We start from the raw sequence: 21468 nt of genomic DNA, 5'->3' as shown, positions 1-21468 counted from the left end.
GTCTCGTTTAACTCACATTGTGTGTCTCTCGAAGCGGGTGCAAAAGTAGTTATTCTTTTTTAACTGGCAAGTAAATTTTGAAGTTTTTTTGAAAAATTTATTTTTCGTTTTCTTCTCTTTTTCTCAGCAGTATTTCAAGGAACGTTACGCGTTTTGCGGGGTGCAAAAATAGCTTACGTTTTCGAATCTCACAAGCTTTTTTAAATCTTTTTTTGAAAATAAATTTTCGTTTCGATTTCGTGGGCCTGTCAGGATTTCTAGGAACGTCTGCGTCGTTGCGGGTGCAAAAGTAGCGCCTTTATTCGTGTAAACAATGACTTTTTTGACCTTTTTTCAAAGTATTTTTTAATTCACTGGTATGTAAGTGTTTGTGAAGCGAGGTTTTCTTGATTGAAGTGGTTTCAACATATGAATCACACTGTTTACTCAGGTTTTTCAAAGTTTTAGCACTTTATTTAAGGATATTAACCATTGAACAGGACAAGGATGGGACTGATTTCCTTCTAAATCTTTCCTCATACATACATCTTAATATATAAAGGTGTCACTTTTTCCTTTTGCTCTTATGAAAACCCCATGCCCTAGCCCCGATAATAGTGGAAATCCTTATAAGCCGGTGTTCGGCTTATAAGATTGTAGCGGATAGCGGGAAATAGCTCCTTATTATTAGCATCCTTCTTTTGCAACGCATATTCGGATTTTATACTTATATATAGAACAAACCTCATATATCTATTGTATGTGTTTTGCTAATACTTTATATTTGCAATCTTAAAATATAAAAAACAATGATTAAGATTACTTTGCCCGACGGGTCAGTTAGAGAGTTTGCTCCAGGAGTAACTCCAATGGATGTTGCAAAAAGCATTAGCGAAGGATTTGCCAGAAATGTAATTTCGGCATCTTTTAATGGTACAACTATTGAAACATCTACACCATTGACGACCGACGGCAGTCTTATATTATATACTTGGAATGATGCTGATGGAAAAAAAGCTTTTTGGCATTCAACATCGCACGTTATGGCACAAGTCCTAGAAGAAATGTACCCTGGAGCAAAATTAACTCTGGGACCTGCAATTTCTAATGGTTTTTACTATGACGTTGACTTTGAAGATCAAAAGATCACTGAAGCTGATTTTAAGAAAATTGAAGACCGTGTTCTTGAGATTTCAAGAGAAAAACACGAATTTAAAATGCGTCCTGTTACTAAAGCAGAAGCATTGGAAATGTACAAAGACAATGTTTACAAAACAGAACTGATCTCAAATCTTGAAGACGGAACTATCACTTTTTGTGATCATTCAACTTTTACTGATTTATGTCGTGGTGGACATATCCCTAATACAGGTATTATCAAGGCAATGAAAGTAATGAGTGTTGCCGGAGCTTACTGGAGAGGTGATGAAAAAAATAAGCAGTTAACTCGTGTTTATGGAACTTCATTCCCGAAACAAAAAGATTTAACCGAATACCTAGAATTACTTGAAGAAGCAAAACGTCGCGATCACAGAAAACTAGGGAAAGAATTGGAATTGTTTGCTTTTTCTCAAAAAGTAGGCCAAGGCTTGCCGTTATGGTTACCAAAAGGAGCCGCTTTGAGAGATCGTTTGGAACAGTTTTTGAAAAAAGCACAAAAGAAAGCAGGTTACGAGCAAGTTGTAACTCCACATATTGGTCAAAAAGAGTTATATGTAACTTCTGGACATTATGCAAAATACGGAGCAGACAGCTTCCAACCCATCAATACTCCTGCTGAAGGAGAAGAGTTTTTATTAAAACCTATGAACTGCCCTCATCACTGTGAAATCTATAATGTAAGACCTTGGTCATACAAAGATTTACCAAAGCGTTACGCTGAATTTGGAACAGTTTATAGATATGAGCAAAGTGGTGAATTACACGGTTTAACTCGTGTACGCGGGTTTACTCAAGATGATGCTCATATATTTTGTACTCCAGAGCAATTGGATGAAGAGTTTAAAAAAGTAATTGACTTGGTACTTTATGTATTTGGTTCATTAGGTTTTGAAAACTTTACGGCTCAGATTTCATTAAGAGACAAGGAAAACAGAGATAAATATATTGGTTCTGATGAGAATTGGGAGAAAGCAGAAAATGCAATCATCAATGCAGCAGCAGACAAAGGACTGAATACTGTTGTTGAATACGGAGAGGCTGCTTTCTACGGTCCAAAACTGGATTTCATGGTAAAGGATGCTTTAGGCAGACAATGGCAATTAGGAACAATTCAGGTAGATTACAATTTACCAGAACGTTTTGAATTGACTTACAAAGGGTCTGACAATGAATTACATAGACCTGTAATGATTCACAGAGCGCCTTTTGGATCAATGGAACGTTTCATTGCAATTTTATTAGAACACACAGCGGGAAATTTCCCACTTTGGTTAATGCCTGAACAGGCAATTATACTGTCTTTGAGTGAGAAATATGAAAATTATGCTAAAAAAGTTTTAAATCTGCTAGAAAATCACGAAATTCGCGCCCTAATTGATAACAGAAGCGAGACGATAGGAAAGAAAATTAGAGATGCAGAAATGCAGAAAATCCCGTTTATGCTGATTGTTGGTGAGGAAGAAGAGAAAAACGGAACCATTTCTATTCGCCGTCATGGTCAAGAAGGAAAAGGCAATATCAGCGTTACAATAGAAGAATTTGCTTCGATTGTTGACGAGGAAATCAAAAAAACATTAAAAGTATTTACAGTTTAACTTAAATTATAAAGTCATAGCAATAAGAAGCAACAGAGGTTACCAACCTCGCGTAGAAAAAAAGGATGCACACAGAATAAATAATTTTATTCGCGGTGTACAAGAAGTAAGACTTGTGGGTGAAAACATAGAGCCTGGAGTTTTTAAACTTGCAGAAGCTTTAAGATTAGCTGACCAATTTGAATTGGATTTAGTTGAGATTTCTCCAAACGCAGAGCCACCGGTTTGTAAAATCATGGATTACAAGAAATTTGTTTACGAACAAAAGAAACGTGATAAGGCTCTAAAAGCGAAATCTACTCAAGTAGTAGTAAAAGAAATACGTTTTGGTCCTCAAACTGATGAGCATGATTACGAATTTAAGAGAAAGAATGCTGAAAAATTCTTAAAAGAAGGAGCGAAATTAAAAGCTTTTGTATTCTTTAAAGGGCGTTCAATTATCTATAAAGACCAAGGGCAAATCTTATTATTGAGATTGGCAACTGACTTAGAAGAATTCGGAAAAGTTGAAGCAATGCCTGTTCTTGAAGGAAAGAGAATGATTATGTTTATTGCTCCTAAAAAGAAGAAGTAATCAGTTTGCAGAAAGCAGATAAAAAATAGTATTCAGTTTTCATTGTTCAGTTTTAAACCTGAAGTCTGAAACTTTAAACAAAAGATAAGTAAGTAATAATAAATTAAAACACTAGGAAAAAATGCCTAAAATGAAAACCAAATCTAGCGCCAAGAAACGTTTCAAAGTTACTGGTTCTGGAAAGATTAAAAGAAAGCATGCTTTCAAAAGTCACATCTTGACTAAAAAATCTAAAAAACGTAAATTAGCTTTGACTCATTCAGCGCTAGTTCACTCTACAGATATGAAAAGCATCAAACAACAATTAAGAATTATCTAATCGACAATTTTCAATTGTCAATTAACAAAAAATAATTCTTTAGGTTAAAAATAAATCCAATAACCTTGGAGTATGGCCATAAGTTCCTTTGATTAAATTCAGGACGCCTGCTACAAAAAAAACAATAAAATTATGCCAAGATCGGTAAATTCAGTTGCTAAAAGAGCAAGAAGAAAAAAAATAATGAAGCAAGCCAAAGGTTTCTTTGGTAGACGTAAAAACGTTTGGACAGTTGCAAAGAACGCGGTAGAAAAAGCAATGTGCTATGCATACCGTGACAGAAAAGTGAATAAAAGAAATTTCCGTTCATTATGGATTCAACGTATTAACGCTGGAGCTAGATTGGAAGGAATGTCTTATTCTCAATTCATGGGTAAAGTAAAAGCTAACGGAATCGAATTGAACCGTAAAGTTCTTGCTGATTTAGCAATGAATCACCCAGAAGCTTTCAAAGCAGTACTTAATAAAGTAAAATAAACGTTATATAAACTCAATTTAGAATTACTTACTTATAAAAAAACCCAATCTTTCGATTGGGTTTTTTGTTTTCATTACACTCCACAAATTACAGAACTAATAATGGAGCTATAAATCCAAAGCCTAAAAGTCCAGTGGTATAATCTTTGACCCCGAAAGCATTTTCAGCATAGTTCGTATACTCATATCTTCTGGCTGTATATGCCAAATAAAATTTAATGTTGAAGTCTTTAAAAGGCATATACTGTATAGTTGGAATAAGACCATAACTTGTTGATAATTTTGAGCTACCATTTGGATCTGGATTGTCTTTCCATGAATGATTACTATTCATGACTGTTAAAAGCAAATTAATCTTAGGTGCCACCAAATATTCAGCTCTTACCCAGTTTTCCACATAAAGAGCATTTTGTGCTGCGTATTGATATTGACTGCTAATTATACTTGAGACAATTCCTTTGCGATCTAGCCCTTCATCACTGTATTGAAAATCATAATACAAAACGAAATTTTTTGCTTTAAATTTATTCCCAAGCGCAAAATAGTTCATATGGGCTCCTTGTGCTTCGTTGAAGAAACTATAGCTATAAGTGGTTTCAAATTTACCATCAAAAAAACTCCCTCTCCAGTTAGCGACCACTGCCAATGGATATTCAGAAGGATTTATGTTTGGTGGAGCCGTACTACCGTATTGTTCTTCATAGGTTTTAGTTCTAGAATTTAATACTTGAAAAGAAATTGAGTTTTTACCATCGGCAAAATCATGAGATAGACCTGCACCCACCAAAAAGTTATCGGCGTTTTCAATAATATCATTATAGGTTAATATGTCAATAGGATTAAAATCAAATTCAAAACCTCCCCAATCCGCACATAATTTTCCGAAAGAAAGCTTTGTGCTTTTAGATAAATCAATTCTCAAAAAAGCAAGATCGACTGACCTACTAATATTATCCAAATTCCCAGGAACAGGTTCTCTAGTGTATCTATTACGGAATCTAAAATAAACCTTATCATGAATTTTTCCTTTCAACTCAAATCGAAGCTGATTTACATTAAATTCTGATAGCGTATGATTACCATCAGTAAAATTACTATTGTATGCCATCCGTGAATTAAAAATTACGTCAACATCCCTTAACAAAGATTGTTTAGAAACGGGTATCAACGATTTTAATGAATCCTGTATAAAAAAATCTCCCTCATTAGTTTGTTTTTCCGTCTGCTCTACTACTTGAGAAAAAGAAATGATTGGCAAAAGTCCAATCATTAAATAAATAAAATATTTTTTCATAATTATTAAATTTTAAAATTTATAATAAAAACGATCCCAACAAGAATCCAACTGCGATCGCAACACCAATGGCAATAACACCCGGCACATTAAAACTGTGATTGATGACATAATTGCCTATTTTAGTACTTCCAGTTCTATCGAAATTTATAGCTGCCAATAATGTTGGATATCCAGGTAAAACAAAGTCACTGTTTACAGCAGGGAATATAGCTATCAATGCTGAAGGTGGAAGTCCTAAAGCAATTCCTAATGGCATCATTGTTTTAGTAGTGGCTGCTTGACTAAACATTAAAACCCCCATAATAAAAACTGCAATAGCAAAAGTCCAAGGATATGCATTAACAATACCGCCTAAAGCGCCTTGTATTATATCATTATTGGCATGCATAAAAGTAGAACTCATCCAAACCACTCCAAACACAGACACCACAGCAGAAGCCATAGAGGTAAATAAACTAGCTTTAGTAACATCTGAGGTACTTGTTTTAGTAATTAACATCATAGCAGCAGAAGCAGTAAGTGTTATTACACTAATTATTGTTACCATAGACAAAGACCCATTGGCTGCAACAGCAAGTGTTTTACTTCCAGGTTCAAAACTAGGCACTAAATTTGGGAATGCTCCAGCAATTACGATTAGAACTATTGCAAACGTGAATATTAAAACTGAAGTTTTAGCGCCAGGCTTTAAACTCTTTTCTTCTCCTTCAGTATCAGCTTGCATGCTTTTTGCAAATTCAGGATCCTTCATTTTTTCAATAAAAATAAGATCATTATCCAATTCTGCTCCCTTTTTGAAAACAGAAAAACAACCTATTAGTATACCAATAATACAGGCAGGAATGCAAATCATCATGATATCTACCAAAGCACCAGGATAACCTAATATAACCACCAAAGCTGCTGTTGCTGCACTCATTGGACTCCCAGTAAGAGCCAAATGCGAAGCAATAACCGAAATACTCAATGGTCGTTCTGGTCGAATTCTTTTCTTAGCCGACACTTCAGAAATAATTGGCAATAAGGAATAAACTATATGAGCAGTTCCTGCAAATAGACATAAAAAATAAACTGTAAATGGTGCTATAAATGTGATATTTGACGGGTTGCTTCGAATAATTTTTTCAGCCAAATTTACGAGATAGTCTAGTCCTCCCGATGCCTGTAAGGTTGCAGCCGTTGTTACAATCGCCATAATAATTAACATCACATCTAGTGGCGGATCAGTAGGTTTCATTTTGAAAACAAAAAGAAAAATAAAAAGTCCTACCATACCCATTACACCTAATCCAATTCCTTTCATTTGTGACCCTATAAGAATCATTCCAATAAGAACAGCAAATTCAATCCAAATCATGTAGTTTTATTTAAGTTATTACTTTTATTCTATTTGAAACAAAAAAAGTGGACCTTAAAAAAGACCCACTTTGAACTTATTAATAATCAAAGAAAAACTGTTGTATTTTTTCTCTATCCGATGTAGTTGTCAATGCCAACATCAATAAAACCCTAGATTTTTGTGGATTTAAATCATCAGAAACAACAAAACCAAGTTCTTTATCTTTTACCTCATTGTCTAAAGTAATTCTGCCTGAACCTGCTCTTGCAGAACGACAAACCAAAATTCCTTTTTTGGCGGCATCTGCCAATGCTTTTCCTACCGGCTCTCCAAAATTACCATTTCCCATTCCTGCATAAACTATGCCTTTTGCACCTGAATTTACTATACCGGTAACTGTCGCTGGACTTGCATCTGCATACCCATAGACAATTTCAACTTGAGGTAAAGAAGTCAAACTTGTAACATCAAACTTTTTAGAAGGATTTCTTAATGATTGATAGTAGTAATTTACTTTACCATCATAGATTAGCCCAATCGGACCGAAATTACGAGATTGAAAAGTTTCTAAATTTGTTGTACTAGTTTTGGTCACGTCTCTGGCATCATAAATTTTTTCATCCATAGCCACAATCACTCCTTTTCCTTGACTTTTTGGGCTTGCAGCAACCATTACCGCATCCAATAAATTTCTATTTCCGTCTTGGCTCATTGCAGTTGATGGTCTCATTGCTCCTACTAGAACAACTGGCTTATCCGACATAACAGTTAAATCCAAAAAATAGGCCGTTTCTTCTTGAGTATCAGTTCCATGGGTAACCACTATTGCATCGGCTTCATTATTTTTAAAAATCTCATTAATCCTTTTTGATAGTTTCAACCAAGTCACGACATTCATATCCTGGCTACCAATTTGAGCAATTTGTTCTCCAGTTATTTTTCCATAATCATGAATTTGAGGCACTGCATTTAGCAAATCATCAATAGGCACTTTCCCTGCTGTGTAAGCAGCTTTAGTTGCTGATTCCCCAGAGCCAGCTATGGTTCCGCCTGTTGCCAAAATAATTATTCTTGGCGAAGTTTTTGGTGCTTTATTTTGTGCTTGCACTGGCAAAGCAAAAACTGAAAACATAAATATTAAAACAATCTTTTTCATAATTTATCTAGTTATAATTAATCTATTTATCATTGACTTAACTTATTAATCTTCAAAGTAAAATTATGAGGTAATAAACTTAGGATTGATTAAATTTTCTATTGAATAAATTTCGTCCCATTTATCTTGAGTAATTAGTTTGCGTTCCACAACTGCAATTTGATGTACGCTTTTACCAGTCTTCAAAGCTTCTCCAGCAATACTGGCACTTTCTTCGTATCCTAAAATTGGATTCAGCTGAGTTACAATTCCAATACTGTTCATTACCATATTATAACAATGTTGCTCATTTGCGGTAATACCAACAATACATTTATCAATTAATGTTTGAATAGCATTTGACAAATAATCCAACGAGGTAAACATTGCAAAAGCAATTACTGGTTCCATAACATTTAATTGTAATTGCCCAGCTTCGGCTGCCATAGTAACTGTTAAATCTTGCCCTATAACATAAAAACAGGTTTGATTCACCACTTCTGGAATTACAGGATTTACTTTTCCCGGCATAATTGACGAACCAGGCTGACGAGGAGGCAGATTAATTTCATTGAAACCTGTTCTTGGCCCTGAACTCAACAATCGCAAGTCATTACATATTTTTGAAATTTTAACTGCCGTTCTTTTCATTGTGCCCATTATTTGAACATAAGCTCCAGTATCTACTGTTGCTTCAATCAAATCTGGTGACAACGTTAATGGAATTCCAACCTCTTTAGCTAAATAATTCACACAAATTTCCGGATAACCTTCTGGTGCATTTACTTTAGTTCCAATAGCTGTTGCTCCCATGTTAATATCTAACACTAAACTTTGTGCATCTTTTAACCTTAAAACATCTTCTCCTATTGTTGTTGCATAGGAATGGAATTCCTGCCCCAATGTCATTGGCACCGCATCTTGCAATTGAGTTCGTCCCATTTTTAAGACTTCCTTGAACTCGCTACCTTTCGCAGCAAAAGCCTTTTCAAGATTTTCAACTGTCTTTATAAAATGATCCATCTTTAAATACAATGCTATTCTAAATGCGGATGGATAAGCATCATTGGTCGATTGAGAACAATTCACATGATTATTGGGATGCAAAAAATTATACTCTCCTTTTTTATGTCCTAAGTATTCCAATCCAATATTGGCAATCACTTCATTAGCATTCATATTTACAGATGTCCCAGCTCCACCCTGTATCAAATCGCTGACAAATTCTTGATCAAATTTACCAGCAATTACCTGATCACTTCCATAACAAATGGCTTCAGCAATTTTGGCATCCAAAGCTCCACAATCTTTGTTGGCCAATGCAGCAGCTTTTTTTACATACCCCAATGCCTTTATGAACAATGGCTCTCTCGAAATTGGAATCCCAGTTATATTAAAATTCTCGACTGCTCTAAAAGTTTGAATCCCATAATATAGGTGATTTGGAATTTCTAATTCACCTAAAAAATCATGTTCCCTTCTTGTTGCTTCCATAATAACATCTATTTGTTAAATTTCAATTTTGTTTATTTAACTAGTAAAAATAATATAAATTTATATTATTTATAAAGATTAATACTAATATTTATCTTTTCATAAAGAAATGAAATATTAAAAAAACCACCTTTTACATTTGATTGTACTTGAGAAATCAATATTTATTGCGTTTATTATGAACTCAATTCATCATAGAAACCAAAATTGGTCCCCAAGCCGTTAACAATATATTACCCAATGCATAAGGAATTGTATAACCTAAAACCGGAAATTTACTGGATGAAGCATCCTGTATAGCCTTAAGCCCAATGGTAGAAGTTCCTGCTCCAGTTTGGGCACCCAACAGAATTATAGGGTTCATTTTTAAAACATATTTTCCAAAAAATAGCCCAATGACATGTGGCACAATTGACACAAAAAAACCGGCGATAACAATACTAAAACCCATTTCTTGAAGTCCAGAAATAAAACTAGGGCCTGCAGCCATTCCTACCAAACCGATAAATGTCGCCAATCCAACATTGTCAAAAATCCATAAGGCAGGCTCAGGAATACTCCCAAATATTGGTGTATGTGAATGCAACCAACCAAAAATCAATCCCATCACCAATGCTCCACCACTTGTTGTTAACGTAATTGATATTCCAAAAACGGTAACTGAAAGCAACCCAAAAAATCCACCTAAAACTATACCCAATCCTAAAAACACAATATCTGTAGCTGAACTTTGTCTATCTAGATATCCTATTTCCTTAGCTGCTTTTTCTATTAAAACCATCTTACCACTAAGTTTCAAAACATCACCTCTTTCTAAAACTGTATCTAAATTAAAAGGTATTTCTTGGTATTCTCTAGTTATCTTATCCAACATTACCCCACTACTGAAATGATCACGCAAACTCCTAATTGTTTTCCCAGAAATATTTTTATTAGTGATTGTTACATCCATATGTGCCAATGGAAATTTCAATAATTCCTCATCTAAAACCTCAGGACCAATATTGGTTAAACTCGTCATGATGATACCTTGACGCGCCATTATTACCAAAACATCTCCCTCATGAATAATAGTATTTGGAGTTGGGTCTATTAATTCTTGATTATGCCTTATTCGCTGAATAGCTAATCTTAAATCCTTATTAGCTTTTTCAAATTCGGATACGGTCAATCCAAACAATTTCTCATTAGTTATTCGATAGGCTCTAATAATCCAACTTTGATAAACCAATTCTAGACCAGGTTCCTGTTCTGTTTCACCTGTTAATGTTTCACTGAGTTTTTTACTTTCTTCCACCAAATTGATTCCTAATAATTTTGGTGCAATCGTTGTTAAAAAGAAGACGAAAGAAGTTGCACCAATAAGATAGGTAAGGGAATAAGCAACTGGTATATGGTTAATTAATTTTGTTTGCTCTACTTCAGAAATTGGTAATTGATGAATGGCTTCAGAAGCAGTTCCGATAAGAGTGGATTCAGAAAATGCTCCAGCTAAAAGTCCAGCAGCTGTGCCTGTATCATAATTCAAAAGTTGGGATATTCCGAAAGCAATCAATAAACATGACACACAAATGACAAGCGTTAACATCAATTGAGGGAATGCATTTTTCCTTAAACCTTGAAAAAATTGAGGTCCTACTTTATAACCTGTAGCAAAAAGAAAAAAATCGAAGAAAATAGTTTTGACAATCGGTGGGATTTGTATATCCAATTGACCTATGAGAACTCCTGCGAACAAAGTTCCCAAAACAACTCCAATTTTAAAACTACCTATTTTTACATGTCCTAAAGCAAAACCTAAAGACAGTGTCAAAAAAACAGCTAGCTCAGGATGTTCTTGCAAAATATGTGCAATTTTTTCCATTAACTTCAGATTTAAAATCCATTAACAAAACACACTCTACTTTAAAAACAGGGGCAAGCTTTTAAATTAACAATAAAGTTAATACATAAATAAGTATAACAAAGAATATCATATTTTTTTTTATTAATTTAAATTGAATATAATTAATATTAGCAATTATATTCAAACAATTAACAAATATTCATGATAACTTAACAATCACAATATTTTCAATTCTCACTAATTTATTATCAACACACGTTCCAAAACTTATTAGACTATTTGTATTTCGGAATGTACATTTTGCTTTTGATGAAATCACTAATATTTTCGGGTCGTTCAACACCTGCTAAACCTGAATTAAAAATATCTTCCGCAACTTTTACAGCGACATTTACTGATACTCTCAAAATATCGGCAACATTGGGATAAATTAAACCTTTTTCAAAATCCGCTAAACATACTTGTTCTGCTACAGCTTCTGCGGCAGTTAATAATATGTCATCAGTAACTCTCTTCGCTTCGGTTGCAAAAATAGCAAGTCCTAAAGCCGGGAAAATAAACACATTATTTCCTTGACCTGGCGTAAAGATTTTACCATTATATTCTACTGGGGCAAATGGACTTCCACTAGCAAAAATTGCTTTTCCTTTACTCCAGTTATAAGCTTGTTCTGCAGTACATTCAGAATGAGAAGTTGGATTGGAATATGGAAAAATTATTGGTCGCTCATTTACGGCACTCATATTTTCAATTACCTGCTGATTGAAAGCTCCACCAACGGTACTAACACCAACAATGGCTGTCGGTTTAATTTTAAGGACTGCTTCCGCAAAATCAGTACAAGGATCAGAATCATGAGCAAATTGGAATTGATGTTCAACAAGATCCTTTCGGCTTTTTACCAATAATCCATTTACATCAAACATCCAAATCTGCTTTAAAGCTTCTTCCCTAGTCAAACCATCTCTTTGAAATTTTTTGACTAACATATCAGCGATACCGAATGCCGCCGCACCAGCACCTAAAAACAAAAAATGCTGATCAATAAACCTTTTTTTCATCAAGCGACTTATGGAAATAAATCCTGCCGTCGCGATAGCAGCCGTTCCTTGTATATCATCATTAAAAGTACAGACTTTTTCTTTGTAGGTATTTAAAATCTGAATAGCATCAACTCCGGGAAAATCTTCCCATTGTATGCATATTTTAGGAAAAACTTCATTCATCGCCTCAACAAAAGCAGCAACAAAATCATCAAATTCCTTGCCTCTGATCCTTTTGCATTTTAAACCTGGATAAAGTGGATCATTCAAAAACTCTTCATTATTGGTACCCACATCTAGCACAATTGGCAGTGTATGTTCTGGAGGAACACCCCCGCAACTGGTGTATAAAACTAATTTTCCTATAGGTATTCCTAAACCGAAAATACCCAAATCTCCCAATCCTAGTATACGTCCACCATCAGTAACAACAGTAAATCGTACATCTTTTTCGGGCCAATTTCTCAAAATCTGTTTTAGATTGTCTTTTTCTTTGATCGAAAGATACAATCCTCTTGGTCTTCGGGTTACTTGACCAAATTTTTGACAGGCTTCCCCAACAGTTGGAGTATAAACTAAAGGCATGTATTTGGCAGGATCGCTGGAGATTGTTTTAAAAAACAAGGTTTCATTGTTTTCCAACAACTGCATTAGGTAAATGTATTGATTTATGGGTTTTGAAAAATTATCCAGTTGCTCATGAATACGTATTATTTGCGTTTCGATGGTTTCAACTGCTTCTGGTAACATTCCCTGCAATCCATACTTTTCTCTTTCTTCATGAGTAAAAGCTGATCCTTTATTTAATCGAGGGTTTCGTAATATCGAATAACCAGTGCTATCTTCCATTTTAGTCCGTTTTATAAATTATTTATTTTTTAAAATCAACAAAGAATCAATTATTTCAATTCAGAAATGAATGTTCTTAAAATCATTTCGTCAATAAAAGAAAACTTAAAAAAAATAACAATTCAAAAAAAGGAATCCTATATTTTGAATTTTACAACATAAACTTACTAAAATATTTAATACCATTTTATTAAATATCATCTTAGAATATTACTTTTTGATGTTTATCCACTTAAAAACTAAACATGTTTAGCAACTATTCATCTCCTGAATGATGCTCGGGAGTTTTAATTTCATTGTGTTTTATAGTTGAGTTCAAATAAAAGAACAATCGAATGGTATGGTTCATATCATACTGATAACCCGAATATTTTTGCTGATAAACATTCATATAACCAAAATCATAACTCAATTTTGGACTAATATTTTGTCTAACTCCAATAAACAATCTGTTTTGATCAAATGTATTATAGACTACATCTTTGCCAAAATGAATCAATAATTCATCAGATAAAACCAAAGAAGGCAGCTTTTTATTACTGAATACTGGAATAGTGAAACTGGCTAAATAACGCACTCTATCAGTAAAACGAAGCTCGCCTGAGGGTTCATCATTCACCATTTTCTCCTGCCATCTTTGTTCGTTTCGCAATCTTTGAAGAACACTTACTTTTCCAATTTTGGTAATTAATTGCGCTTGTTGGTAAATTCTGTTTTCATCCGCATAAGTTGACCATCCTTCTTTTGTTGGTGCCAACCACATATGGGCATAACCTGCAGTTACAGAAACAGACGCATTAGGAATATAAGAAATACCTCCTCGCAAAAAATAAAAATTATTACTTTCAAAAAAACCATTTTCACGGATATGGGCATCGGCAACAATTCCCCAATGTTCACTGAATTTTGTCACAGTATTCAATGAAACCCAAGTTTGAACTTGTTGGTTTACTTCTTTTTTTGTAGCCCCTTGACCAAAAATTAAAAAGGGAAACAATACAGCTAAAACTTTCGTTAAATTTTTCAAAATAGTATACGGTTTAAATCGGGAATAAATTTGTATTAAAATTAATTAAAATATCATTACTTTTTTACAGTAAAAATACTTTCTCTCATTATATATTAACATGACATTTATCATCTGGAAGAAGAAAATGAAACCTAAAAATCGCAGATGAATCAGGTGATGGCCAAGAATGATAAATACCAAGAACCCTTCTTAAAAGTCAAGTTTTATAATATTAATTCAGATATTCACACTGTTTTAATTAATTTGGGTATTTTCGAAAAATGATAGAAAAAAAGTTATGTTTTCCGAATTTTTTCTTATTCCCTACTCTGTAAAGACTCACGACTCCATATACAAACTAAGCAGGAAATACAAAATCAAAAACTACATAATAACCTGTCAAGTGTAATTACTTTTTTATCAAACAGAGACATACACATTATATTACTTGAAAAGAGTTACTTTGATGTTTTGCTTTTTACATACTGCAACATCCTCAAAGTCCAAACTGTGAAAGTTTCTCTAAAGCATACATAAGAGAATGGCCTTTTACTTTGTGACTGGGAAGACTGATAATTCTTTTTACAATCTTTATATTTGGGCATTAATCCTAATCCATGAACAAAGCATTTTTTCTTTTCTTTTTACTTTTTTTCAATACTTTTTATTCCCAAACCAAACTCCTTTCCTGGAACCTGGAAAACTTTGGTAAATCCAAATCAGATCAAGAGATTGCATTTATTGCCAATACAATAAAAGACTACGACATAATCACTATCCAAGAAGTGGTGGCTGGAAACGGCGGAGCACAAGCCGTGGTAAAACTTGCCGATGCGCTCAACCGGAAAGGAACCAAATGGGATTATCGGATAAGTGACCCCACTTCAAGCAGTAATTATAAAACAGAGCGTTATGCCTTTATATGGAAAACCAGCAGTCTAAAACTAAAAGGCAAACCATGGCTGGAGCAAAAATATCATTTAGAAATAGATCGTGAACCTTATTTTGCCACTTTTGAAATCAAAGGAAAAAACGTTACAATTGCTACTTTTCATGCCATCACAAAAAGTAAACAACCCGAAACCGAGATTAAATATTTCAAGCTTCTGCCACAGGAATATCCATCTTTGAATCTAGTGTTTGCAGGAGATTTCAATTGCCCTCAATCGCATTCGGTTTTTACACCTTTAAAGAAAATCGGCTTTGCTCCTATTTTAGAAAATCAAAAGACATCATTAAAAACAAAACCGAAAGGAGATAATTACCTAGCATCCGAATACGACAATATCTTTTATAAAATAAGCTCCGTAAATTATATAAAGTCGGATGTGATTTTGTTTTACAAAAAATTCATTTCTTTAAAAGAAGCACGAAAAGTGTCTGATCATATTCCTATTTGGTTTGAATTTTCTTTGAATTGATTATAAAAAAAATCCAAATTCCAATAGATACAATTGGAATTTGGATTTTTTAGTTTGAGATTTATTCTTTCTATGTTTTCTGCTTTTTCTTTCTGGCTGCTGGAAAAAGTACATTATTCAAAATTAATCGATAGCCCGGAGAATTGGGATGCAAATCCAAAACTGTTGCTGGATCACCCACTTGATGTTGATAATCCTCTGGATCATGACCCCCATAAAAAGTGAACATTCCTTTTCCTTTTTCACCATGTATGTAACGCGCTTCACCATTCAGTTCACAAGTTCCCATAACCAAAACATTCGATTTTATCAAGTCTGGATCAAATGAAGTCGTTTGCCCCATAAAACCTTTGATTAACTGCGTATGATTTTGACACAACATACTAGGAATAAAATCCCATTTAGCCGAATATTCCATCAAAGTAAAATAATCTTTGTCCATAGGAACCTTTCTTTTTAAGGTCATATCAATATCCGAAAACTCATATTGCTCAGGTCTTCGTTCAAGAGTAAAATTCTTGAAAGCAAAAGTATTATTAAAATTCAGTTTGGACTGATAATTAGCTTCACTGGGATCTCCGTCAAACATGGATTCACAAATATCTACACCATCAGCTGCCAACGCAATATCAAAACTATCTGTTGCAGAACACATTGCAAATAAAAACCCACCTCCAATTACAAAATCTCGAATCTTTTTGGCAACTGCTCCTTTTTCTTGAGATACCTTTTCGTAACCTAACTTTTTGGCCAAAGCTTCAGCATCTCTCTTTTGGTCAATGTACCAAGGGATATTTTTATAAGCTGCATAAAACTTTCCGTATTGTCCGGTATAATCCTCGTGATGCAAGTGCAGCCAATCATAAAGTAACAATTGATCACTTAACACTTCTTCATCATAAATTGGTGTAAAAGGAATTTCGGCATACGTCAATACTAAAGTAACAGCATCATCCCAAGGCTGTTTCCCTTTTGGAGTATAAACAGCAACTTTTGGAGCTTTTTCCAGTATAACAGCTTCCATATTCTGTGAAGGACTTGAAATTTCATTCAAAATCGATGTTTCTTCAACATCCGAAAGGACTTCAAAACTCACACCTCGTATTTGGCATTCCTTTCTAATTTCTTCAGCATCTGGCAATAAAAAAGAACCGCCACGGTAATTAAGCAACCAACTGGCTTTGTAATTTTTGGCCAAACACCAATAGGTAATTCCATATGCTTTGAGATGGTTTTGCTGCGTAGTTTCGTCCATTGGCAACAAAATAAAGGAAGCCCTAGAAGAAATCGATACTAGAAAAAATAATATAAAAAGAATTCTTTTGCACATCATTGAAAACTATTTTAAAGCAAAGATAATAGGAAGTAATTAAAGTACTCCTTTTATCTTTTATAATCATGCAAAAAACACTTTTTAACATTCATCTATTAAATATCCAAAGACACAATAGCATTTTGAATGGCATAAACCACCAATCCTGCAATATTTTTAGATTCTGTTTTAAGCAGCAAATTATTTCTGTGACCTTCAACAGTTCTTGGGCTGATGAATAGTTTTTCACCAATTTCTATGGTGCTTTTTTGCTTGCAAATAAGTTGTAATACTTCTAATTCACGAGAAGTTATAAAACCGGTATCGAAACTGCATTTAGTTTTTTTATTAGCAATTAAATCATTTTGAATGATACCCATTACATATTCCGAATAATAAAATCCTTTTGTCGACACTTCATTTATGGTTGCAAATAATTCCTGCGGAGTAGTGTTTTTAACCAAATAAGAAACAGCTCCAACATCAATCATATTGGCTATAAATGATTTTGAATCGTAACTCGTCAAAGCAATAATTTTTATATCCGAAAAATCTCTATGTATAATTTTGGTGGCTTCTATCCCATTAAGTAATGGCATTTTCAAATCCATAATCACAATATCGGGTTTAGGATTATCCCCTTTAAGAAAATCAATTAATTCAACACCATCCGAAGCTTCAAAAATTACTTCAATATTATCTTCCCTTGACAATAAAAAAGAAATTCCTTTTCTGAATAGAACTTCATCATCAACTAAAATTATTTTTATAGTTTCCTTCATAATTTAGAAATTAAAAATCACTGAAATTCCATTATTCATTTGCGATTCAATCGAGAGGCTTCCCTCTAAAATAGCTACTCTACTTACCACATTTTTCATTCCAAGACCCTTATGATTTTCCAATTGATTTAAATCAAAACCGATTCCGTTATCTGAATACTTACATGTTCTTTTTCCATCAATTTCCTCAAAAAAAACAGATATTGAAGTTGCCTTCCCATGTTCTATCGAATTGGTAAATAACTCCTGTAGAATTCTAAAAACATGAATATGATTATCGTTCTCTTTAAAATCAAATTTTAAATTATTCTCATATTGAATATCTACAGCGCCATCATCAATTAATTGAGCACATAATTCTTCAATTCCAGCATGAAGACCAAATTTATCCAATACCGGCGGAAGTAAACTGTGCGTCATTTTTTTGGAGCTATTCAAAGCTTTAGTCGTATATTCAATAATATTTTTAGTAATTTCTTCAATATCCTTTTGAGGCAAATTAGGGATTTTTAAAAGATGGCAATTCAATGAAATCACATTCAATTTTGAACAGATATCATCATGTAAGTCCTGTGCAATTCGCTTTCTATCCGACTCTAACGTTCTAATTACTGCCGATAATTGTTTGTTTTTCAAGAAAATATCTAAATCATCAAACTCTAATTTCTTTCCCATATTCTTTTTATTGTAAGTATGACTAACTTTTTCTTATCATATTTATAAAATTTTACAGTATTTATCTTGTTTTAAATAAATAAACATGTATTTCATCGACTTTTATGCTATTTTAGACGACAAATATAGTTGTATTTAGCTCTTTTCCTAATAAAATTTAATATTTTTTATCAGCACAAACATAATAAAAAATCTTATTTGAGAAGAATAAAAAAAATCAAATTACTGTAAACCAGAATTATATAGCAAAACTTAAATCAATAAAAAAAGGAGAATATCCTATCTTCATAAAATATTCTCCTTTGTTGTGAAATAGTGTTTTTAAATTTTAAAAAGGAACATCACCATCATCATCGTCATCATTATTAAAATTACTTCCGAAAGCCTCATTTGCCGATGGAAGATTTTTGGTTATAAACGAGTTTTCATCATGATTCATACTAGATGGCAAATCATCATAACCCCCACTATAATCTTCTAAATTATCGAATCTTCCCAAGTGTCCAATAAATTTCAAACGAACATTTTCGATTCCACCATTTCTATGTTTTGCGATCATGATCTCAGCTTGACCTGCAGTTGGAGATGCTTCTTCATCATCCCATTCATCGATTTTGTAATATTCAGGACGGTATAAAAATGAAACGATATCCGCATCCTGCTCAATCGCACCAGATTCACGAAGATCCGAAAGCAAAGGTCTTTTACTAGAACCACGCGTTTCAACAGCACGCGATAACTGTGACAGTGCAATTACAGGAACATTCAACTCCTTTGCCAATGCCTTTAAATTTCGGGAAATTGTAGAAATTTCCTGCTCTCTGTTTCCTCCTCCTTTACCATTTCCACCGGCAGTCATTAACTGCAAATAATCAATAATAATGATTTTTATACCATGTTGTGATACCAAACGTCTTGCCTTTGCACGTAAATCAAAAATGGACAAAGACGGAGTATCATCAATAAAAAGTGGCGCTTTTTCTAAGTTCTTAACTTTGGTGCTAAGCTGTTCCCACTCGTGTTTTTCTAATTTCCCTGTACGTAACTTCTCTGAAGACAATCCTGTTTCGGAAGAAATCAACCTGGTAATCAACTGAACTGATGCCATCTCCAAGGAGAACAAAGCAACAGGATGTCCAAAATCGATTGCAATGTTTCTGGCCATAGATAAGATAAAAGCCGTTTTTCCCATCGCAGGTCTCGCCGCAATAATAATTAAATCACTTGGCTGCCAGCCCGAAGTTAGTTTGTCCAATTTATCAAAACCAGTAGCAACACCACTAAGTCCTTCCTGGCCTGCAATTTCTTCGATACGTTTTTTGGCCTGTAGCACTAAACTTTGAGCCGTTTCGGAACTACGCTTGATATTTCCTTGTGTTACTTCATAGAGTTTGGATTCGGCTTTGTCCAACAAATCAAATACATCAGTAGTCTCATCATAGGAATCTTCAATGATTTCAGATGAAATTCGAATCAAACTTCGTTGAATAAATTTTTGAAGAATAATTCTCGAGTGAAATTCAATATGTGCCGAAGATGAAATCTTTTGCGTAAGCTGAATTAAATAAAAATCACCTCCAGCAAGATCTAGTTTAGCAGTTTTTCGAAGTTGAGCAGAAACGGTCAACAAATCGATTGGTTGCGTATCATTGAATAATGTAACAATGGCCTCAAAAATATATTTGTGAGCATCTTTGTAAAATGCATCAGCTTGAAGAATATCAATTACCTCATCTACCCCTTTTTTATCAATCATCATTGCCCCAAGCACTGCTTCTTCTAAATCTAATGCTTGTGGTGGTAATTTTCCTTTTTCTAAGTTTATAATTGTTGTTTTGTCCACTTTAACCGGACTAATATTTTTGAAATTTTCCATGAAGCGAATGTAACTAAATTAAAAAAAAAATCACAATTGAGTTATTACAATTTATTGTTTATAAATACCTGTTTTTTGTTTATAACCAAAAAAAAATCCGAAACTATAAGGCTTCGGATTAAGATCTTAAAAATGGCGTTTTATTCTTTAAACTCTCCCATTTTACAGTATTTATCCATTCTCTGTGCAATTAATTCTTCTGTTGATAAGTCTTTCAATTCATTATATCCTTTAATGATATATTGCTCAACAGTTGTAAAAGTGGTCTCTCTGTCATAATGAGCTCCACCTAATGGTTCTGGAATAATATCATCAACTAATTTTTGTTTTTTCATATCGGCAGAAGTCAATTTCAAGGCTTCGGCAGCTTGTTCTTTATAATCCCAACTTTTCCATAAAATTGACGAACAAGATTCTGGCGAAATTACAGAATACCATGTGTTTTCCAACATATAAACACGGTCTCCAACACCTATTCCCAATGCTCCACCTGATGCTCCTTCTCCAACAATAATTGTTATGATAGGCACTTTCAAACGTACCATTTCAAAAATATTTCTTGCGATAGCTTCTCCTTGTCCACGTTCTTCCGCTTCCAAACCTGGATAAGCACCCGGAGTGTCTATTAAAGTAACAACAGGAATATTAAATTTCTCTGCCATTTTCATCAATCGCAATGCTTTTCTATATCCTTCAGGATTAGCCATCCCAAAATTTCTATACTGACGTGTCTTTGTATTGAATCCTTTTTGTTGTCCAACAATCATAAAAGATTGTCCTCCAATTTTTCCTAGACCACCAATCATGGCTTTATCATCCTTAAAGCCTCTATCCCCATGCAGTTCCAGAAAAGTATCTCCACAAATCCCTTTGATATGATCCAAAGTATAAGGTCTGCTTGGATGTCTTGATAACTGAACACGTTGCCAAGCAGTTAAGTTTTTATAAATCTGTTTTTTGGTTTCCTCTAACTTTTTGTTGATTTGTTTACAAGTATTGGTAACATCAACATCCGATTCTAAACCAATAACAACACATTTATCTAATTGTTCTTCAAGTTCTTTTATAGGAAGCTCAAAATCTAAATATTCCATAGGATTTGTGCGTATTTATTATTGTTTTTATTTTTTCAATTTGGAACTGCAAATATAAAATTTAATATCGTTATACACTTATTTTTTTATTCAAGAAGAAAAAAATAGGTTTTACAAAAATAAAAATCTTACAATTCATCTTCTTTTCTATAGTGTTTTATAATACCATTTAAGAGCACCGTAATTAATTA

17 protein-coding genes are annotated in these 21468 nt (G+C 33.6%); 5 read left to right on the top strand and 12 right to left on the bottom strand.

Annotation, left to right across the window (positions count from 1 at the left end):
• Positions 1-788 precede the first annotated feature (788 nt).
• The 4 genes from thrS to rplT all read left to right on the top strand — a co-directional run bounded on the left by thrS (position 789) and on the right by rplT (position 4105).
• A complete protein-coding gene (gene thrS / locus AC1DY0_RS18145) occupies positions 789-2735 on the top strand; it encodes a threonine--tRNA ligase (RefSeq protein ID WP_477189993.1) in 1947 nt (648 codons plus the stop codon).
• 16 nt (positions 2736-2751) lie between these two features.
• Positions 2752-3309, top strand: coding sequence for a translation initiation factor IF-3 (gene infC / locus AC1DY0_RS18140; RefSeq protein WP_371594681.1), 558 nt, complete (start codon positions 2752-2754; stop codon positions 3307-3309).
• 121 nt (positions 3310-3430) lie between these two features.
• Positions 3431-3628, top strand: coding sequence for a 50S ribosomal protein L35 (rpmI, locus tag AC1DY0_RS18135; protein ID WP_007810722.1), 198 nt, complete (start codon positions 3431-3433; stop codon positions 3626-3628).
• A gap of 132 nt (positions 3629-3760) precedes the next feature.
• On the top strand, positions 3761-4105 hold the full coding sequence (gene rplT, locus AC1DY0_RS18130) for a 50S ribosomal protein L20 (RefSeq protein WP_086453231.1): 345 nt from the start codon (positions 3761-3763) through the stop codon (positions 4103-4105).
• Positions 4106-4193: 88 nt separating this feature from the next.
• Here rplT and AC1DY0_RS18125 read toward each other — a convergent pair whose 3' ends face one another.
• The 7 genes from AC1DY0_RS18125 to AC1DY0_RS18095 all read right to left on the bottom strand — a co-directional run bounded on the left by AC1DY0_RS18125 (position 4194) and on the right by AC1DY0_RS18095 (position 14135).
• On the bottom strand, positions 4194-5399 hold the full coding sequence (locus AC1DY0_RS18125) for a porin (RefSeq protein ID WP_477189992.1): 1206 nt from the start codon (positions 5397-5399) through the stop codon (positions 4194-4196).
• A 19-nt stretch (positions 5400-5418) separates the two neighbouring features.
• Complete coding sequence (locus AC1DY0_RS18120) at positions 5419-6759, bottom strand: anaerobic C4-dicarboxylate transporter family protein (protein ID WP_477189991.1); 1341 nt, start codon at positions 6757-6759, stop codon at positions 5419-5421.
• Positions 6760-6838: 79 nt separating this feature from the next.
• A complete protein-coding gene (locus tag AC1DY0_RS18115) occupies positions 6839-7897 on the bottom strand; it encodes a type II asparaginase (RefSeq protein WP_477189990.1) in 1059 nt (352 codons plus the stop codon).
• A gap of 63 nt (positions 7898-7960) precedes the next feature.
• Positions 7961-9370 carry an aspartate ammonia-lyase gene (gene aspA / locus AC1DY0_RS18110; protein ID WP_477189989.1) on the bottom strand — a complete coding sequence of 470 codons (1410 nt, stop codon included), beginning with the start codon at positions 9368-9370 and terminating at the stop codon, positions 7961-7963.
• 184 nt (positions 9371-9554) lie between these two features.
• Positions 9555-11234, bottom strand: a complete 1680-nt coding sequence (aspT, locus tag AC1DY0_RS18105; protein ID WP_477189988.1) for an aspartate-alanine antiporter — start codon at positions 11232-11234, stop codon at positions 9555-9557.
• A gap of 257 nt (positions 11235-11491) precedes the next feature.
• Positions 11492-13108: an NAD-dependent malic enzyme gene (locus AC1DY0_RS18100; protein ID WP_477189987.1), complete on the bottom strand. Its 1617-nt coding sequence runs from the start codon at positions 13106-13108 to the stop codon at positions 11492-11494.
• 256 nt (positions 13109-13364) lie between these two features.
• Positions 13365-14135, bottom strand: a complete 771-nt coding sequence (locus AC1DY0_RS18095) for a DUF2490 domain-containing protein (RefSeq protein ID WP_477189986.1) — start codon at positions 14133-14135, stop codon at positions 13365-13367.
• A 599-nt stretch (positions 14136-14734) separates the two neighbouring features.
• On the opposite strand from AC1DY0_RS18095, the gene AC1DY0_RS18090 reads away from it, so the two are divergent.
• Entirely contained in the window at positions 14735-15538 is an 804-nt protein-coding gene (locus AC1DY0_RS18090; protein ID WP_477189985.1) for an endonuclease/exonuclease/phosphatase family protein, read from the top strand.
• Positions 15539-15608: 70 nt separating this feature from the next.
• Here the strand turns inward: AC1DY0_RS18090 and AC1DY0_RS18085 are convergent, their stop codons facing one another.
• The 5 genes from AC1DY0_RS18085 to AC1DY0_RS18065 form a co-directional block, all read right to left on the bottom strand.
• Entirely contained in the window at positions 15609-16793 is a 1185-nt protein-coding gene (locus AC1DY0_RS18085; RefSeq protein ID WP_477189984.1) for an asparagine synthetase B, read from the bottom strand.
• A 173-nt stretch (positions 16794-16966) separates the two neighbouring features.
• Positions 16967-17632: a response regulator gene (locus AC1DY0_RS18080; protein WP_477189983.1), complete on the bottom strand. Its 666-nt coding sequence runs from the start codon at positions 17630-17632 to the stop codon at positions 16967-16969.
• Between the two features lie 3 nt (positions 17633-17635).
• Positions 17636-18307: a sensor histidine kinase gene (locus AC1DY0_RS18075; protein ID WP_477189982.1), complete on the bottom strand. Its 672-nt coding sequence runs from the start codon at positions 18305-18307 to the stop codon at positions 17636-17638.
• Positions 18308-18635: 328 nt separating this feature from the next.
• Positions 18636-20183 carry a replicative DNA helicase gene (dnaB, locus tag AC1DY0_RS18070; protein ID WP_477189981.1) on the bottom strand — a complete coding sequence of 516 codons (1548 nt, stop codon included), beginning with the start codon at positions 20181-20183 and terminating at the stop codon, positions 18636-18638.
• Between the two features lie 140 nt (positions 20184-20323).
• Complete coding sequence (locus AC1DY0_RS18065; protein ID WP_477189980.1) at positions 20324-21277, bottom strand: acetyl-CoA carboxylase carboxyltransferase subunit alpha; 954 nt, start codon at positions 21275-21277, stop codon at positions 20324-20326.
• Between the last annotated feature and the right edge of the window lie 191 nt (positions 21278-21468).

Source organism: Flavobacterium sp. P1_E4 (assembly GCF_056405915.1).
The sequence above is the reverse complement of the archived record's forward strand: the minus strand, read 5'-3'. Positions and strand labels throughout refer to the sequence as shown.

Coding starts and splice junctions, on each gene's coding strand:
- thrS (WP_477189993.1), top strand. CDS start 789: ATGATTAAGATTACTTTGCCCGACGGGTCAGTTAGAGAGTTTGCTCCA.
- AC1DY0_RS18085 (WP_477189984.1), bottom strand. CDS start 16,793: ATGGACGAAACTACGCAGCAAAACCATCTCAAAGCATATGGAATTACC.
- aspA (WP_477189989.1), bottom strand. CDS start 9,370: ATGGAAGCAACAAGAAGGGAACATGATTTTTTAGGTGAATTAGAAATT.
- AC1DY0_RS18100 (WP_477189987.1), bottom strand. CDS start 13,108: ATGGAAGATAGCACTGGTTATTCGATATTACGAAACCCTCGATTAAAT.
- AC1DY0_RS18090 (WP_477189985.1), top strand. CDS start 14,735: ATGAACAAAGCATTTTTTCTTTTCTTTTTACTTTTTTTCAATACTTTT.
- aspT (WP_477189988.1), bottom strand. CDS start 11,234: ATGGAAAAAATTGCACATATTTTGCAAGAACATCCTGAGCTAGCTGTT.
- AC1DY0_RS18120 (WP_477189991.1), bottom strand. CDS start 6,759: ATGATTTGGATTGAATTTGCTGTTCTTATTGGAATGATTCTTATAGGG.
- AC1DY0_RS18075 (WP_477189982.1), bottom strand. CDS start 18,307: ATGGGAAAGAAATTAGAGTTTGATGATTTAGATATTTTCTTGAAAAAC.
- AC1DY0_RS18065 (WP_477189980.1), bottom strand. CDS start 21,277: ATGGAATATTTAGATTTTGAGCTTCCTATAAAAGAACTTGAAGAACAA.
- AC1DY0_RS18125 (WP_477189992.1), bottom strand. CDS start 5,399: ATGAAAAAATATTTTATTTATTTAATGATTGGACTTTTGCCAATCATT.
- rplT (WP_086453231.1), top strand. CDS start 3,761: ATGCCAAGATCGGTAAATTCAGTTGCTAAAAGAGCAAGAAGAAAAAAA.
- AC1DY0_RS18080 (WP_477189983.1), bottom strand. CDS start 17,632: ATGAAGGAAACTATAAAAATAATTTTAGTTGATGATGAAGTTCTATTC.
- rpmI (WP_007810722.1), top strand. CDS start 3,431: ATGCCTAAAATGAAAACCAAATCTAGCGCCAAGAAACGTTTCAAAGTT.
- dnaB (WP_477189981.1), bottom strand. CDS start 20,183: ATGGAAAATTTCAAAAATATTAGTCCGGTTAAAGTGGACAAAACAACA.
- AC1DY0_RS18115 (WP_477189990.1), bottom strand. CDS start 7,897: ATGAAAAAGATTGTTTTAATATTTATGTTTTCAGTTTTTGCTTTGCCA.